The organism is Inquilinus limosus (assembly GCF_002195995.1).
In the GTDB taxonomy this organism is placed as follows: Bacteria; Pseudomonadota; Alphaproteobacteria; order DSM-16000; family Inquilinaceae; genus Inquilinus; species Inquilinus limosus_C.
This window is the reverse complement of record NZ_NHON01000001.1, coordinates 72,904-89,404: the sequence shown is the minus strand read 5'-3', so window position 1 is coordinate 89,404 and position 16,501 is coordinate 72,904. Positions and strand designations below refer to the sequence as shown.

The following is a 16,501-nucleotide window of genomic DNA, read 5'->3' as shown; positions in this document are numbered from 1 at the left end:
AGCGATCATGGCATCGAGGCGGCTTTCCGCCGTCGCCGGCATCCTGCTGGCGACATTCCTGGCGGCTCCGGCCATGGCGGCCGGAGACCTGGTGCTCGACAAGGCGGTGGTGCTGATGCGGCACGGCGTGCGGCCGCCGACCAGCAGCAAGGCGATAGCCCCCTTCGCCGCCAAGCCCTGGCCGACATGGGAGGTCGCGGACGGCATGCTGACGCCGCACGGTGCCGAGGCTGTCGGCCGGCTCGGCGCCTGGGAGGGGCGAATGCTCGCATCCCGCGGCCTGCTGAACGCGCCGGAATGCCCGAAGCCGGGAGAGGTCTTCGCCTGGGCCAGCAGCCAGCTGCAGCGGACGGTCGACACCGGCAATGCCCTCCTGGCGGCGATGTTCCCGGGTTGCGGCCTGGCCGTCGGCCATGGCGACGCCAAGGGCGCCGACCCGCTGTTCACCGCATCCGACACCGATCTCGGCCGCCTGGACCCGGAGAAGGGCAGGGCGGCGATCCTGGCGGCGATGGACGGCAGCTTCGACGGGCCGAAGCAGCGCCTGGCGCCGCTGTACAAGGAGCTGAGCGGCGTCCTCGGCTGCGGTGCCAAGGGCTGCGACTTCGCCGACCGGCCATGGGACATCGTTGCCAAGAGCGACGGTCGCAACCTGTCGCTCGAAGGGCCGATCGGCGAGGCCTCGACCATCGCCCAGGTGTTCCTGCTGGAATACGCCAACGGCCTGCCGCCGGACCAGCTGGCCTGGGGCCATATCACGTCGGCCGACGACGTGATCCGCCTCTCGGCCATGCGGCAGGTCAAATACGAGTATTTCGAGCGCGTGCCCTATATTGCCCGGCGCGGCGCCTCGAACATCCTGAACCAGCTGCTGATCGGCCTGGCGGAAGGCGCCTCGGTGCCCGGCGTCGACACGGCCGGCGGTCCCCCCGACGCCAGGCTGACGCTGTTCGTCGGCAGCGACACCCAGATCGCCGAGATCGGCGGCATGCTCGACGCCCACTGGACGCTCGACAGCTACCTGAAGGACGAGACGCCGCCGAGCGGCGGGCTGGTGTTCGAGCGTCTTCTGGACAAGGCGACCGGCCAGCGCTTCGTCCGGGTCGAGTTCCTGACCCCGCGGCTGGACCAGATCCGCGCCGCCGTCGTGCTCGACGACGCCAACCCGCCGGAGTTCGTCCAGGTCAGCCTGCCCGGCTGCGACGGCCAGCGGCCGGACGGCGCCTGCCCGATCGAGACCTTCGCGAAGATCGTCTCCGCCGCCCTGGATCGGACCGCGGTAGCGCCGCAGACCTACCATTGACCGGTCCGGCCCGGTCCGGCCGCCGTCGGACCGGGCGCTGCCCATCATGCCGGGACCACAGCAGATGCCGCATGGAAAGGCCGATCCAGTCGTGCTGACGGATGAGGAGCGCAGCCTGCTCGACAGGATTGCCCTGGCGGCGGGCGCGCGGCCGGTGGCGAAGCGAGCCGCGATCGTGCTGCTCGCCGCGGACGGGCTGAGCAACCGGTCGATCGCCGGGCGGCTCCAGCTTGAGGAGCATTGCATCGGCCGCTGGCGGCGACGCTTCGCGCGGCAGCGGATCTGGGGGCTCTTCGACCATCCGCGGACCGGCCGGCCGGCGTCACGCCGGCACCGCCGGCCAGGCCGGCCCGAGCTCACGCCCTGACGGGAGATCGCCAGCGGCGTCCCGCCAGCATCAGGCGCACGGCCTGTTCCGCCGCGTCGGCCAGCAGCGTGTCGGTGTCCCGGATGGCGTCCTCGAGCGAGCATGGCCGCTTGAGGATGCCGAACACGGCATCGATCCCGACCTCGCGGGTGGACTCCGCCCCGCTGCCGACCGTGCCGGCGAGCGCCAGGACCGGCAGCCGGTAGCGCTTGGCCCGCAGCGCGATCTCGGCCGGTACCTTGCCGTAGCGGGTCTGGCCGTCGATGCCGCCTTCCGCGGTCATCACCAGATCGGCCTTGGCCAGCCGCCGGTCGAGATCGATATGGCGCAGGATCAGGTCGAAGCGCGGATGCAGCCTCGCGCCGGCGAAGGCATGCAGGCCGGCGCCGAGCCCGCCCGACGCCCCGCCGCCGATCAGCGTGGCGACCTCGACCCCGAGGTCGCGCCGAACCACGCGGGCGAAGGTCTCGAGGCCGCGTTCCAGCAGCGCCACCTGGTCCGGTGTGGCGCCCTTCTGCGGCCCGAAGACCCGGGCGACACCGGCCGTGCCCAGCAGCATGTTGTACGGGTTGACGGCGACGTCGATCCGCATCCGCTCCAGGCGGGGGTCGCGGCCGGACAGGTCGATACGGTCGAGCCCGGACAGCGACGCGCCCGTCCCGGCGATCGGCTGGCCCGAGGCGTCCAGCAGCCGCACGCCGAGCGCCTGGGCCATGCCGGCGCCGGCGTCGTTGATGCCGGAATCGCCGCAGCCGAGGAGGATGCGATCCGCCCCGAGATCAAGCGCGGCGCGGATCAGCTCGCCGACGCCGCGGCTGGTCGTCCGGGTGGGATCCCGCATGTCCTTCGGGACCAGGCGCAGGCCGGCGGCGGCCGCCATCTCCATGACCGCGACGCGTTTCCGGCGTCCGCCCAGGAAGCCGATCTCGGCCTCGACGGCCTGGCCGACCGGCCCGGACACGGTGACGGGATGCAGTTCCCCGCCGGTGAGCTCGATCATCGTCCTGGTGAAGCCTTCGCCGCCGTCGATCATCGGCACGCGCATGATCTTGGCCCGCGGCACGGCCTGGCGGACGCCGCGGGCGATCGCATCGGCGACCTCGCGGACCCCGAGGCCTTCCTTGAAGCCGGACGGGGCGATGAGGACACGCAGCCGTCGGCGTCCGGTCTTCTTCGGCATCGTCGCCTCCACTACGGCAGCGCCAGCACTGCCCCGATGACGGGCCAGCCGACCGTCGCGAACAGCAGGATCAGCAGGAAGTGCAGCGGTAGCAGCACGGCGCTGAGCCGGGCGAGGTCGCCGGCACCGTAGCCGCTCTCCGCCATGCCGCCGAACAGGGCCACCGGCTTGGCGCTGATCATCAGGGTCTGGCAGAAGCCCGTTGCCGACACGGTCGCCAGCATCGCGATGACCGGGTCGATGCCGGCGGAGCGGGCCAGGATCAAGACGGGCGGCAGCAGGATCGACACCCGGGCCGTGCGGCTGTGGATGACGAGATGGGACAGCAGCGCGAGCGCCGTGACCAGTGCCAGGATCGCCGGCGGCGACAGCTCACCCCGCTGCAGCGGCCGGAAGACGGTCGCCACCAGCCATTCATGCAGGCCCGAGGCCATCATCCCGTCGGCCAGGCAGATCGTCGCGGCCAGGAACAGCAGCAGCCCGAGATCGGCCTGCCGAAGCGCGTCGCGGAAGGGAAGCGGCGCGACGCCCGGGCAGAAGACGGCCAGGGCGCCGAGGACGGCCAGGATCGTCGGATCGAGCCCGTGCACCGGTTCGGTGAGCCAGCCCAGCACCACCGCGGCGGCGATCCAGAGAACGGGCTGCCGCCGTAGCGGCGTACCGCCGGTCCCGCCCGGGAGCGGCGGCAGCCGGTCGCCGCGTTCCTCCGGCGTCAGGAACAGCCGCAGGATGGCCTCGGTCGACAGGAAGGCGCTCAGCACCGCGAAGGGCAGGCCGAACGCCACCCATCCCAGATATCCGATGCCCGTGCCCGACAGGCGCGCCGTCATCTCGACGGCAAGGAGATGCGCCCCGGCGCCGAGCGGCGAGGCGAAGGCGGACAGCAGGATGGCCGTCGGGAACAGCAGCGCGAATGCCGTGCGCAGCCGTCGGCCGGGGCAGTGCTGCGCGATCGCGGCATAGGCCGGGACCATCATGGCGGCACGCCCCGAGGTGGAGGGGATGAGGAAGGCGGTGGCGAGCATGATGGCGGTCAGGGCATAGGCGAGGGCCCGGACCGAGCGCAGCCGGGCGGTGGCCAGGGCGACCAGCCGGTCGGCGGCGCCGCTCGCCCGGAAGGCGGCGGCGAGCAGGAACGAGGCGAGGAGAAGCCAGATCAGCTGGTTGCCGAGGGTGGCGAACAGCGTCTCCGGCCGGCGGATGACGACGACCGCCATGGCAACCGCCGCCGCCACCGCGACGAAGGTGTCGTCCAGCGGCGTCAGGGTCCAGCCGATCATGGCCAGCAGCAGGATGATCAGCGCGTGACGCGCCGGGGGAGGCACTCCCGGCAACGCCAGCTCGATCGCAATGCCGCATGCCGCGGCCATCAGCGCGATCCCGATCGGACGCAACCGGGCGTCGCGGCCCGGCAGCCGCAGGCTGCCGGTGCGTGGCCCGGGCGGCGGGCCGGTCCACTCGGTCGCGTTCGTCATTCACCCCTCTCGGGTTGCCCTGCCGGGTCGGCCGGCGGCTTCGGCACCGCTCGTTCGCCGGTCCGGGCACAATCTAGAGCGCCGTCGGTTAGGGCATGGAGAGCGCAAGGTTAGAATTCGGAGAGTCGCGCCCCGAGGCGTTGCTGCGGACTTGTCCCGCCGCGACGCGGGTGATGGTCTCGGCTCCGGCGCTCTCCCATGCGCGAGGCTGAATGACCGTCCGACGCCGCATCCTGCTGTTCCAGCTCGTCGCCATGGGCTTCGTCGCCGTGGTGGTCGGCACGATGCTGGTCACGCTCCGCCTGACCGGCGACTTCGTCCGCCGTGTCGACGGCGTCCATTCCCGCTTCGAGGCGATCAGTGACCTCGACAGCCTCGGCAACAACTATGCCGAGCAACTGGCCGAGGTGCTGCTGCTCGGGCCGGAGCAGATGCCCGATTTCCGGCTGGCGCAGCAGGAGATCGAGGCGGGGTTCAGGCGGCTCACCGAGGTGACGCGCCGGGAGTTCACGACGCTGGGCGGCCTCGGCGAGGTGCAGCAGGAGCTGCCCGAACTGGAGCTCGCGGCCAGGCTGCACGAATTCTACCGCGCCATCGACCGGGCGGCGGCGCGGGTCTTCCAGGCCCAGGCGGAGGGCCGGCAGGACCGTGCCGTGGACATCTTCCGGCGCAGCATCGAGTACCGGCTGTCCAACGATTTCGAGACGATGCTGGAACGGGCCCGTCAGGAGGAGCGGGACGAGGTCGCCCAGGAGCTGGCGCGGGTCCAGGGCGCGCAGCACACGCTGCTGATCGTCGCCGGCATCTTCTCGGCGCTGGTCGTGGTGGCGGGCGTCGGGTCCGGGCTGGCGCTGCACCGCTCGATCGTCCAGCCCGTCCGCCAGCTGACGGCTGGGGCAGAGGCGATCGCCCAGGGCCGGCTCGACCATCGCATCGTCACGTCGCGCCGCGACGAGTTCCGGCTGCTGTCGGACAGCTTCAACAAGATGGCCGAGGCGATCGAGGAGCAGCAGGGACGGCTGATGTCCGCCCAGGCCCGGCTGGAAAGCGAGGTCGAGCAACGGACGCATGAGCTGCGCGAGGCCAACGATCAGCTCCGTGCCCTCGACAGCAGGCGCAGCCAGTTCCTGGCCGATGCCGGCCATGAGCTGCGGACGCCGCTGACGATCCTGCGCGGCGAGGCCGAGGTCGCGCTGCGCGGCCGGCCGAAACTGGCCACATATCGCGAGGCCCTGACCCGGATCGGCACCTATGCCGCCGACATGGCCCGGCTGCTGGAAGATCTGCAGGCCGTCACCCGCGCCCAGGCCGAGGATGTCAGCTTCACCTTCGAGACGGTCGAGCCGGCGGTGGTGGTCGCCGCCGCGATCCAGGAAAGCACGATCCTGGCCGGTCCGAAGCAGATGGCGATCCGGCTGGTCGACACGGTGCCGGACCGCCCGGTCCGGGCTGACCCACAGCGCCTGAAACAGGCGCTGCTGATCGGGATCGACAATGCCATCAAATACGCGGATCCCGGCGGCGCCATCGAGATCGGAATTCACGACGAGACGGGGAGCGTCGCGATCTCGATCAGCGACCAGGGCTGCGGCGTCGACCCCGAGGAACTGCCCTTCGTGTTCGACCGCTACTATCGCGGGCGGAACAATGTCAGCCGTGCCGCCAAGGGGCTCGGCGTCGGCCTGTCGATCGCCAAGGCCATCGTCGAGCGGCACGGCGGCAGCATCGCGCTGGAGGCGGCGGAGCCGCGGGGCGCCGTGCTGCGCATCCGGCTGCCGATCGCGAAGGAAAGCACCGATGCGCATCCTGATCATTGAGGACGACCGGCGGATCTCGAACTTCCTGCAGCGCGGCCTGGAGGCCGAGGGCTACCGCGTCCTGCTCGCCGAAGACGGGCGCGAGGGTCTCGATCAGCTTCGGCAGGAGGCTGTCGACCTCGTGATCCTCGACCGGCTGATGCCCTATGTCGACGGCCTGGAGGTCTGCCGCATCATCCGGCAGGAGCGGCGGCCGGTGCTGGTGCTGATGCTGACGGCCAAGGAGAGCATCCGCGACCGGGTGGACGGGCTGCAGAGCGGCGCCGACGACTATCTGACCAAGCCCTTCGCCTTCGATGAGCTGGTGGCCCGGATCGAGGCGCTGCTGCGGCGCCGGCCGGGCCTCGATCCGATCGAGCTGCTGCAGGTCGGCCCTCTGAGTCTCGACCCGGCAACACGGCGGGTCACGAAATCCGGGACCGAGGTCGAGCTGACCGCCCGGGAGTTCGAGCTGCTCCGATATCTGATGCTGAACGCGGGCAAGGTGGTCAGCCGGCAGCGGCTGCTCAGCAATGTCTGGAATTATGGCTTCGATCCGGGGACGAAGATCGTCGAGGTCTACATCCGCTATCTCCGGCAAAAGCTCGGGCCGGAGGGGGCGCCCGAGATCCGGACGATCCGGGGTATTGGCTACATGCTTGTCGATGACTAGCCGAGCGTGACGACTCCCGTGCGGGCGGCCTGCCAGCAGGCTTGAACTCGCCGTCAAAAAGGCGCGTTATGGCTCGAAGAATGACTGCCGACCGAGCCCTGGCTCGCCACAGGCAGTGCGCCGGAAGTACTGGATCACCCCGTGTCGACCGATACGATCGCGAACGCGCGAAGGCGCGACGATTCACGTCTCCATATTGCGGCAGCCCATTGGGGCCGCGGAGTCGGGACACTCCTTCGCATCAGCCGCATGACATTGCGCCATCCCTGGCAGGTCGGCATCGCCATCGGGTCGACCTTCATCGCCGCGACGCTGCAATTGTTCATCCCCCGTCTCCTCGGCCAGGCCGTCGACCAGGCGCGCGGCGTGCTGACGGCTGCAGCCGACTCGGCGACGGAAGCCCAGGCGGCGCTGCTGACGACCGCACTGGTGCTGTTCGCGGTCAGCGTCTTCCGCGGCCTCTTCACCATGCTGCAGAACTATTTCGGGGAAGCGGTCGGGCACCATATCGGCTACGAGCTGCGCCTCGCCTGCTACGACAAGCTGCAGCGCCTGGGCTTCAGCTTCCACGACCGCGCGCATACCGGCGACCTGATCACGCTCGGCATCCTCGATCTCGAAGGCGTGCGCATGTTCTTCAGCACCGGGATCGTGCGGCTGGTGCTGCTGACCGTGCTGATCGGCGTCGGCGCCACCCTGCTGCTCAGCACGGATCTGGTGCTCGGCCTCCTGAGTCTCAGCTTCGTGCCGTTCGTCGCCTGGCGCTCCTCGGTGACCCAGCTGCGCATGCGCTCGACCTGGCTCAGCCTGCAGGAGCGGATGTCCGTCCTCAGCCGGGTCATGGAGGAGAATCTCGGCGGCATCCGCGTCGTGCGCGCCTTCGCGGCCCAGGCGCATGAGCTCGAGAAGTTCGACCGGGCCTCGCAGAGCGCCATCGAGATCGGCCACGACCGTGTCGATATCCGCGTGGTCAACACCGCCGCGATGAACCTGTCCTTCTTTGTCGCGATGGGGCTGGTGCTCTGGGTCGGCGGCAACCGGGTGATCGACGGCCAGATCAGCGTCGGCACGCTGGCGACGTTCCTGACCTTCATGACCATCCTGCAGATGCCGGTGCGCCAGCTGGGCCTGCTGGTCAACTCCTTCGCCCGCGCCTCGACCTGCGGCACGCGCCTGTTCGACCTGCTCGATCTCGATCTCGGCATCAAGGACGAGCCCGGCGCCCAGGACCTGGTCGTCAGCGACGGCGTCCTGCGCTTCGAGAACGTGGATTTCCGCTATCCGGGAGCCGGGGAGCGCAACGTCCTGTCCGGCGTCAGCTTCGAGGCGCGGCGTGGCGAGACCATCGGCATCGTCGGATCCCCCGGGGCCGGCAAGTCGAGCCTGGTACATCTCATCCCGCGCTTCTACGACGTCGCCGGCGGCCGGATCACGATCGACGGGCAGGACATCAGCAAGGTCACCCTCAACTCCCTGCGGCAGGCGGTCGGCATCGTGCAGCAGGATTCCTTCCTGTTCACCACCTCGATCGAGAACAACATCGTCTATGGCAGTCCCTGGGCGAAGGACGACCAGATCGCGCGCGCCAGCGAATCGGCCCAGCTGCACAACTACATCCTCGGGCTGCCGGCGGGCTACGGCACCGTGGTCGGCGAGCGCGGCGTCTCCCTCTCCGGCGGGCAGCGCCAGCGGCTGTCGATCGCGCGCAGCCTGATGCTGAAGCCCGCCATCATGGTGTTCGACGATTCCACCGCCGCGATCGACGCCGGCACCGAGCAGCGGATCCGCAGCGCCATGCGGCGCTTCGCCAAGGGCCGCGTGACCCTGGTCATCGCCCACCGGCTGAGCTCCCTGATGCATGCCGACCGGATCCTGTTCCTCGAGGAGGGCCGCATCGTCGAAAGCGGCACCCATGAGGAGCTGCTGGCCAAGGGCGGCCGATACCGCGCGCTTTACGACCTTCAGATGCGGCCCGGCGACGACGCCGCGCAGCCGGTGGTGCCCTGATGTCCGAAAAGCCTGATGACCGGGACGAGGTCGAGGACCGGCGCGGCCGTCCGCGGGCCGTCGTCGGATCCCATCGCCCGGAGGAGGAGGTGTTCGGCGCGGCCTTCGACGGGCGCATCGTCCGCCGCATCTGGCAGTTCGTGTACCCGTACCGCCGGAAGATGGTGATCGCGGTCGCGGCGGTGCTGCTGTTCACCCTGAGCCAGGTCGCCATCCCGCTCATCATCCGCTTCGCCATCGACCACGGCATGGCGACCGGCAGCCGCGCCGCCCTGGCGGGGGCCGCGATCGCCTTCGCCGTGGCGATCCTGATCAACTACGGCGCCAGCCGGGTACAGGAGACGGTGGTCGGCAAGGCGGCGGAGGACGTCCTGTTCGACATGCGGCGGGCCATGTTCGCGCATCTGCAGCGCGTGTCCCTGTCCTTCATGGACAAGACGGAGGTCGGCCGGCTGATGTCGCGGCTGCAGGGCGACGTCAACTCCATGCAGGAATTCATGGAGACGTCGGTGCTGTCGGTCGGCGACATCGCGCTGCTGGTCGGCATCATCACGGTGATGCTGCTGCTGGACGTCCGGCTGGCCCTTCTCACCCTGTCGGTGATGCCGGTGCTGTTCATCGTGCGCCTGTGGTGGCTGCCGCGGGCCCGCGATGCCTTCATGGCCGCCCATGAGACGAACTCGGTCGCGAATGGCGCGCTGGCCGAGGGGATCCACGGCGTGCGCACGGTCCAGAGCATGGGCCGGCAGCAGCTCAACCTGCGTCTCTATGACGACAAGGCCCACGGCAATCTGCGCACCCATCTCCGCGCCGCGAAATATGCGCAGGTGATGGTGCCGATCGTGGACACGCTGACCGGTGCCGCCATGGCGGTGGTCATCGTCATCGGCGGCTCGATGGTCCTGGGCAACACCCTGGACATCGGCATCATGGTCGCCTTCCTGTTCTACATTCAGCGCTTCTTCGACCCGATCCGGTCGCTGACCCTGCAATACAGCGTCATGCAGCGGGCCATGGCCTCCGGCCACCGCATCGCGGAGGTGCTCGACATCCCGGTGGACATCCGGGACCGGCCGGGCGCGGTCGACCTGTCGCCGGCGACGGACGGGTCCGTTGAATTCAGGAACGTGACCTTCGGCTACAGGTCCGGGCAGCCGGTGCTGAAGAATGTGAGCTTCCGCGTCAATCCGGGCGAGACCGTTGCCCTGGTCGGTCCCACGGGCTCGGGGAAATCCAGCGCCATGGCGCTGGTGCATCGCTTCTACGATGTCTGGGACGGCCAGGTGACGGTGGGCGGCCACGACGTGCGGGACCTGACCCAGGATTCGCTCGGGCAGCAGGTGGCCATGGTGCTGCAGGAGCCGTTCCTGTTCTCGGGCTCGGTCTTCGAGAACATCCGCTATCACAAGACCGATGCAACCCTCGACACGGTGATCCGCGCCGCGAAGGCGGTGGGGGCCCACGACTTCATCGCGCGCTTGCCCGACGGCTACGAGACGGTGCTGGACCAGCGCGGCGGCAATCTCTCGATCGGCCAGCGCCAGCTCATCAGCTTCGCCCGGGCGCTGGTGGCGGACGCCCGGATCCTGGTGCTGGACGAGGCGACGGCGAATATCGACAGCTACACCGAGATGCTGATCCAGAAGGCCCTGGTCACCCTGCTGGAAGGACGCACGGGCCTGGTCATTGCCCATCGCCTGGCGACGATCCGCCACGCCGACCGCATCATCGTGCTGCAGAACGGCGAGAAGATCGAGTCGGGCACGCATGACCAGCTGATGGCGGCCAAGGGTCTCTACGCCCGGCTCTACACCATGAACTACGCGTCGTTCGACGACATCCCGGACGGGGGCGTCATGCATCAAGCGCCGGTCGGCACGGCGACCTGACCCCCGGGCCGCGGCATTCCTCGGCCCGACACGATCGCGTCGCATGCCGGGCGACGCCTCCGGATGGGTGCGGGCCTGACCCGGCTTGTTCCGGGCGCATGGCGAGTCCCGGCATCGTGCTCCGGCGCCGGAATGAGACCGAAGGGACCTTGCCCGAATTCCGCGATCCCGATGGACACGAGCCCGAGACTCCATGGCGTCGGCTGGCGCAACCCGCATCCGATCAGGTGCGGGGAGCCCTCGGGGGCGGCGGCCATGCCCTTTGCCGAGAAGCGGGCAGAGCGGTGGGCCAGATCGTGGCAGCACAGATCGAAGTTCTGGAACAGAATTTGGGACGATCGCCTGTTCGAACTCAGACCGCGGCGGCCTGCTCGGCGGTTCGAGCCCCTTGCGTCATGTCCTCCAGCCAGCCGGCACGCAGTTCCGGCACGGAGGCGAGCAGAAGCCTCGTATAGCCCGCCTGCGGCGCGCGCAACACCTGCTCGGTCGGCCCTGCCTCGACGGTCCGGCCGTGGCGCAGCACCAGCACCTCGTGGCTGATCGACCGGACCACGCCGAGGTCGTGGCTGATGAACATGAGTGCCACGCCGAGCTCGCGCTGCAGCTCGGTCAGCAGGTCCAGCACCGCTTCCCCGACCACGGTGTCGAGGGCGGAGGTGACCTCGTCGCACAGGATCAGCTCTGGGTCGGCGGCCAGCGCCCGGGCCAGGTTGACGCGCTGCTTCTGCCCGCCCGACAGCTCGCCCGGCAGCCTGTCGGCCACCGCCGTGGGCAGCCGCACCAGGTCGAGCAGGCGGTGCAGCCGCTGCCGGCGCTGGCGGTCGCCCTGGCCATGGTAGAAGGCCAGTGGGCGGGCGATGATCTGCTCGACGCTGCGGGCCGGGTTCAGCGCGGTGTCGGCGTTCTGGAACACGATCTGGATGCGGCGCAGCTGGCCGCGGCTGCGGCCCTGGATCGTGGCCGGCAGGGCCTTGCCGTCCAGCAGGATGCGGCCGCGCGCCGCCGGCAGCAGCCCGGCGATCACCCGCGCCAGCGTGCTCTTGCCGCTGCCGGATTCGCCGATCACGCCGAGCGTGCGGCCGCGCCGGATCGACAGGTCGATGTCCTGCAGCGCGATCACCGGCGGCACAGTGCCGGGCCGCAGCGCGCCGAAGCCGGCCAGCAGCTCCTCGACCCGCAGCAGGGGCGCGGCCCCGGCCGCCGCCGTCGTCTCGACGATGGTCCGCAGCGCCGGGGTGGCGGCGGCGATCAGCTGGCGGGTGTAGCCGTCCTCCGGCGCGGTCACCAGGCGCTCGGTCGGGCCCGTCTCCTGCAGCCGGCCGTGGCGCAGCACCGCGATCCGGTCGGCGATCTGGGCCACCACGGCGAGGTCGTGCGAGACGTAGATGCCGGTCGTCCCGCGGGTCCGCACCACCGCCTTGAAGGCGCGCAGCACCTCGATCTGGGTGGTGACGTCCAGCGCCGTGGTCGGCTCGTCGAAGATCACCAGCTCGGGGTCGTTGATCAGCGCCATCGCCGCCATCAGCCGCTGCAACTGGCCGCCGGAGACCTGGTGCGGGTAGCGGTCGCCGATCCGGTCGGGGTCGGGCAGGGCCAGCTCACGGAACAGCTGGCGCGCCTTGGTGCGCGCGGCATCGGCGGTCATGGTGCCGTGGATCAGCGCGCTCTCGATCACCTGCGCCATGATGCTGCGCGACGGGTTGAAGGCGGCCGCGGCGCTCTGGGCGATATAGGCGATCTGCCGGCCGCGCAGGCCGCGCAGGGTCTTGCGGTCGAGCGCCAGGATCTCGCGGCCGAAGACATTGACCGAGCCGCCGGCGATGCGGCACCCGCCGCGGCAATAGCCCATCGTCGCCAGCGCGATCGTGGTCTTGCCCGAGCCGGATTCGCCGATCAGCGCCAGCACCTCGCCCTGGCGGATGGTGAAGCCGACATCGTCGACGATCACGGCCTTGCCGCCCTCCTCGGTGCGGGCGGTGACGCGGAGGCCGGAGACCTGGACGGTCGCGCTCATCTCAATGCCCCTCGCGGCGGCGGCCGGGCAGGCTGTCGATCAGCAGGTTGACGCCGATGGTCAGCACGGCGATGGCGATCGCCGGCATGATCACGGCCGGCGCCCCTTCGCTCAGCCCGGAGATGTTCTCGCGCACCAGCGACCCCCAATCGGCATTCGGCGGCTGCACGCCGAGGCCGAGGAAGCTCAGGCTGCTCAGCAGCAGCACGACGAAGACGAAGCGCAGGCCGAAATCCGCCAGGATCGGCCCGACCATGTTCGGCAGCACCTCCTGCAGCATCACGTATCCCGTGCGCTCGCCGCGGGCGCGGGCGGCCAGGACGAAATCCTCCGCCGCGATGTTGACCCCGAGCGCCCGGGTGATGCGGAAGCAGCCCGGCAGATAGATGAAGGCCAGCGTCAGCACCAGGATCGGGGTGGAGGAGCCGAGGCCGGCCACCAGCACCAGCGCCAGCATCTTGCTCGGGATCGAGGTCAGGGCGTCGAGCGTCCGGCTGAGGATGGCATCGGGCCAGCCGCCGACCGCGGCGGCGAACAGGCCCAGGCAGACGCCGGCGCCGCAGGCCAGCAGGGTGGCGAGGCCGGCGATGCCGACCGTGTAGCGGGCGCCGAGCAGGACCCGGCTCAGCATGTCGCGGCCGAGATAGTCGGTGCCCAGCGGGAAGGCGGCGCTGACCGGCCTAAACACCTCGTAGTCGATCACCGCCCCGGCGTCATAGGGGGCGAAGGCCCAGCCGAAGGCCGCGACGGCGATCGCCGTCAGCACGATCGCGGCGCCGATCACGCCGGCTGCGGACGGGCGCAGCCGTCGCGGCTTGCGCCGGGGCAGCTCGATATCCTCGAAAGCGGGCTGGGTCATCGGTGGCGCAGCTTCGGGTTGGACAGGATCGCCGCGATGTCGGCCGCGGTGACCAGCAGCAGATAGACCGCGCAGAACACCATGGCGCAGGATTGCACCACCGGCATGTCGCGCATGGCGACGCTGTCGACCATCAGCTTGGCGATGCCCGGATAGTTGAAGATGGTCTCGACGATGATCACGCCGCCCAGCAGGTAGGACAGGCTCAGCGCCACGGCGTTGGCGATGGCGCCGACAGCATTCGGCAAGGCGTGGCGCAGCACGATGCGCGCCGGGCTGGCGCCCTTCAGCGCCGCCATCTCGACATAGGGCGACCGCAGCGTCTCGATCACCGCCGCCCGGGTCATGCGCGCCATCTGCGCCACCACCACGAAGGTCAGGCTCAGCACCGGCATGGCCACGGCGCGCAGGACCTGCAGCGGCGAGGCGTTGGCCGGGATGAAGGACAGCGCCGGCAGCCAGTGTAGATGCACCGCGAAGACCAGCACCGCCAGGGTGGCGACCAGGAACTCCGGCACCGCCACGACGGAGATGGTGGCGGTGGCCACCGCCCGGTCGTAGAGCGAGCCGCGCCAGACGGCGGAGGTGATGCCGATGGCGAGCGCCAGCGGCACCGCCACGGCCGCGACGATGGCGGCCAGCAGCAGCGAGCTGGCCAGGCGGGTGCCGATCAGCGGGCCGATCGGCTGGCGGCTGACCAGCGACACGCCCGGGTCGCCGGTCAGCATCCCGCCGAGCCAGGCCAGGAAGCGCTGCGCCGCCGGCTGGTCGAGGCCCAGCGCGGTGCGCAGCCCGGCCACCGCCTCCGGCGTCGCGCTCTGGCCCAGGATCGCCTGCGCCACGTCGCCCGGCAGCAGCTGGGTGGCGACGAACACCACCACGGCGACGAAGACCAGGGTCAGCGCCGCGACGACCAGCCGCCCCCCGATCAGCTTCGCGATCTGGCCGTTCATCGCCAGGCCCCCGGACTCGGGAGCGACTGATCCTCTTTGTCCCCCCTCCCCTTGCGGGAGGGGGGTAGGGGGAGGGGTCTGCGCGCGTCCGCGCGCGAATGGGCGCAGGGCATACCCCGACGGTCGGACCGATCTGCCAGGATCCGGGCCGGATTGAGCGGAGAAAACCCCCTCCCCCTGCCCCCCTCCCGCGAGGGGAGGGGGGACTCGTTGAGCTTCCACCTGTGCCCCAGGGATCCGTCCTTCATCGTCCGGCGCTAGCTGTCCAGCCAGACATACTCGCCGAAGCCGTAGCCCATCAGGGCGCCGGTCGGCATCGGCTTCAGCCCCTTCAGGCTGCTGGTGTAGGCGTCGAGGTTGCTGATGAAGGTCGGGATCGCCACGCCGGACCCGTCGCGCACCATCACCTGCAGGTCGTGATACATCTGCCGGCGCTTGTCCTCGTCGGTCTCGGCGCGGGCGGCGACCAGCAGCTGGTCGAACTTCGCGTCCTTCCAGCCGGATTCGTTCCAGGCCGCGTCCGACTTGTAGAACAGCGTCAGCAGCAGGTCGGCGGTCGGCCGCGGGTTGATGTTGCCGAAGCCGACCGGCGACTTCATCCAGTAGTTCGACCAGAAGCCGTCCGACGGCACCCGCTGCACGTCCAGCGTCAGCCCGATCTTCTGCGCCTCCTGCTGCAGCAGCACCGCCATCTCCACCGAGTTGTCGGCGGCGGGCGAGGCGACGACCGGGATGGTCGAGCCCAGCACGCCGGCCTTCTGGAAGTGGAACTTGGCCTGGTCCGGGTCGAAGGGGCGCTGCGGGATGTCCTTGGCGTAGAACCGATTCGAGGACGGGATCGGATGGTCGTTGGCGACCTCGGCATAGCCGCGATAGATCGCCGACTTGATCTGCTCCCGGTTGATCAGGCTCTTCATGCCCAGGACGAAATCTGGGCTGCTGCCCGGCACCGCGTCCAGCCGCATGATCAGGTTGGTGTAGTTGCCGGCACGGGTGTCCAGCACGCCGAAGGCGCCGGTGTCCTGCAACTGCTTGACCGATCGCGGATTGATGGTCGAGGCCAGCTGCACGTCGCCGGACAAGAGGGCGTTGACCCGGGCGCTCTCATCGGCCAGGCCGAAGAACTCGATCTGGTCGAGATACGGGCCGTCGCGCCAGTAGCCGTCGTTGCGGATGGCGACCGAGCGGACGCCCGGCGTGAACTCCTGGCACTTGAACGGGCCGGTGCCGACCGCGGTGGCGAAATCCCTGGTGCCGTCCTTGACGATGTGGAAATGGGCCGTGCCCAGGATCACCGGGAAGTCGGCATTCGGGCCCGACAGCCTGATGCGGACCTCGTCCGGGCCGGTCGCGCTGATCTCCTCCATCGCCGAGGCCAGGGCCTTGGCCTTGCTGCCGACCTCCGGGTCGAGATGGCGCTTCAGCGAATAGACCACGTCCTCGGCCGTGAGGGCCTTGCCGTCGTGGAAGGTGACGCCCTTGCGCAGCCTGATGGTCCAGACGGTGGCCTTGTCGTTGTCGATCGCCTCGGCCAGCTCCGGCTGCGGCTCGCCGGCTTCGTCGATCCGGGTCAGCTTGTTGTAGAACAGGTTGCAGCGGACATAGTCGGTCGATGCCGTCTGCTTGGCCGGGTCGAGCGTGTCGGCGGTCGAGCTGGTGTAGCCGGCGACGCGGATGCTGCCGCCGCGCTTCGGCGTGTCGGCCAGCGCCCGTGATGCCTGGGCGAACACCGACCCGCCGGCGGCCAGGCCCATGCCGGCCATCCCCAGCATGCCCAGCACCTCGCGCCGCGTGGCGCCGCCGCGCAGCGCGTCGAGGATCCGCCGGCGCTCGGCGGGGCGCATCGCTTCGAAATCGCTGATCTTCGTCATGCCGCCGTCCCTCTGTTGTGCGGGATCGAGGATCCCGAGCTCCCTGATTTTTGGCTGGCCGTTGCGGCGCACGGTGTTCCGCGTCGCCGGGGGCGGCCGCTCGGGCCGCCGCCT

12 protein-coding genes are annotated in these 16,501 nt (G+C 70.1%); 6 read left to right on the top strand and 6 right to left on the bottom strand.

The window, feature by feature from the left end:
* Positions 1-7 precede the first annotated feature (7 nt).
* Both BWR60_RS00395 and BWR60_RS00390 read left to right on the top strand, forming a co-directional pair.
* Positions 8-1,303 (top strand): histidine-type phosphatase, encoded by a 1,296-nt coding sequence (locus BWR60_RS00395; RefSeq protein WP_179221564.1) that lies wholly within the window; start codon positions 8-10, stop codon positions 1,301-1,303.
* A 64-nt stretch (positions 1,304-1,367) separates the two neighbouring features.
* A complete protein-coding gene (locus tag BWR60_RS00390) occupies positions 1,368-1,670 on the top strand; it encodes a helix-turn-helix domain-containing protein (protein ID WP_179221563.1) in 303 nt (100 codons plus the stop codon).
* Here the strand turns inward: BWR60_RS00390 and BWR60_RS00385 are convergent.
* Together BWR60_RS00385 and BWR60_RS00380 are read right to left on the bottom strand one after the other, a co-directional pair.
* Positions 1,660-2,850, bottom strand: a complete 1,191-nt coding sequence (locus tag BWR60_RS00385) for a glycerate kinase family protein (RefSeq protein ID WP_088149033.1) — start codon at positions 2,848-2,850, stop codon at positions 1,660-1,662. The genes BWR60_RS00390 and BWR60_RS00385 overlap by 11 nt on opposite strands.
* An 11-nt stretch (positions 2,851-2,861) precedes the next feature.
* Positions 2,862-4,325, bottom strand: coding sequence for an SLC13 family permease (locus BWR60_RS00380; protein ID WP_088149032.1), 1,464 nt, complete (start codon positions 4,323-4,325; stop codon positions 2,862-2,864).
* Between the two features lie 212 nt (positions 4,326-4,537).
* On the opposite strand from BWR60_RS00380, the gene BWR60_RS00375 reads away from it, so the two are divergent.
* The 4 genes from BWR60_RS00375 (at position 4,538) to BWR60_RS00360 (ending at position 10,690) form a co-directional block, all read left to right on the top strand.
* Positions 4,538-6,142 (top strand): sensor histidine kinase, encoded by a 1,605-nt coding sequence (locus BWR60_RS00375; RefSeq protein WP_088149031.1) that lies wholly within the window; start codon positions 4,538-4,540, stop codon positions 6,140-6,142.
* On the top strand, positions 6,123-6,794 hold the full coding sequence (locus tag BWR60_RS00370) for a response regulator transcription factor (RefSeq protein ID WP_088149030.1): 672 nt from the start codon (positions 6,123-6,125) through the stop codon (positions 6,792-6,794). The genes BWR60_RS00375 and BWR60_RS00370 overlap by 20 nt, the downstream gene beginning before the upstream one ends.
* 249 nt (positions 6,795-7,043) lie before the next feature.
* Positions 7,044-8,801, top strand: coding sequence for an ABC transporter ATP-binding protein (locus BWR60_RS00365; RefSeq protein ID WP_088149029.1), 1,758 nt, complete (start codon positions 7,044-7,046; stop codon positions 8,799-8,801).
* A complete protein-coding gene (locus BWR60_RS00360; RefSeq protein ID WP_088149028.1) occupies positions 8,801-10,690 on the top strand; it encodes an ABC transporter ATP-binding protein in 1,890 nt (629 codons plus the stop codon). The genes BWR60_RS00365 and BWR60_RS00360 overlap by 1 nt, the downstream gene beginning before the upstream one ends.
* A gap of 352 nt (positions 10,691-11,042) precedes the next feature.
* Here the strand turns inward: BWR60_RS00360 and BWR60_RS00355 are convergent, their stop codons facing one another.
* The 4 genes from BWR60_RS00355 to BWR60_RS00340 form a co-directional block, all read right to left on the bottom strand.
* The gene (locus BWR60_RS00355) at positions 11,043-12,704 is read right to left on the bottom strand and encodes an ABC transporter ATP-binding protein (RefSeq protein WP_088149027.1); all 1,662 of its coding nucleotides are present in this window, start codon (positions 12,702-12,704) and stop codon (positions 11,043-11,045) included.
* A gap of 1 nt (position 12,705) precedes the next feature.
* Positions 12,706-13,563, bottom strand: coding sequence for an ABC transporter permease (locus BWR60_RS00350; protein WP_088149026.1), 858 nt, complete (start codon positions 13,561-13,563; stop codon positions 12,706-12,708).
* Positions 13,560-14,516, bottom strand: coding sequence for an ABC transporter permease (locus BWR60_RS00345; protein WP_088149025.1), 957 nt, complete (start codon positions 14,514-14,516; stop codon positions 13,560-13,562). The genes BWR60_RS00350 and BWR60_RS00345 overlap by 4 nt, the downstream gene beginning before the upstream one ends.
* Positions 14,517-14,773: 257 nt before the next feature.
* The gene (locus BWR60_RS00340; protein ID WP_088149024.1) at positions 14,774-16,387 is read right to left on the bottom strand and encodes an ABC transporter substrate-binding protein; all 1,614 of its coding nucleotides are present in this window, start codon (positions 16,385-16,387) and stop codon (positions 14,774-14,776) included.
* Positions 16,388-16,501: the final 114 nt, after the last annotated feature.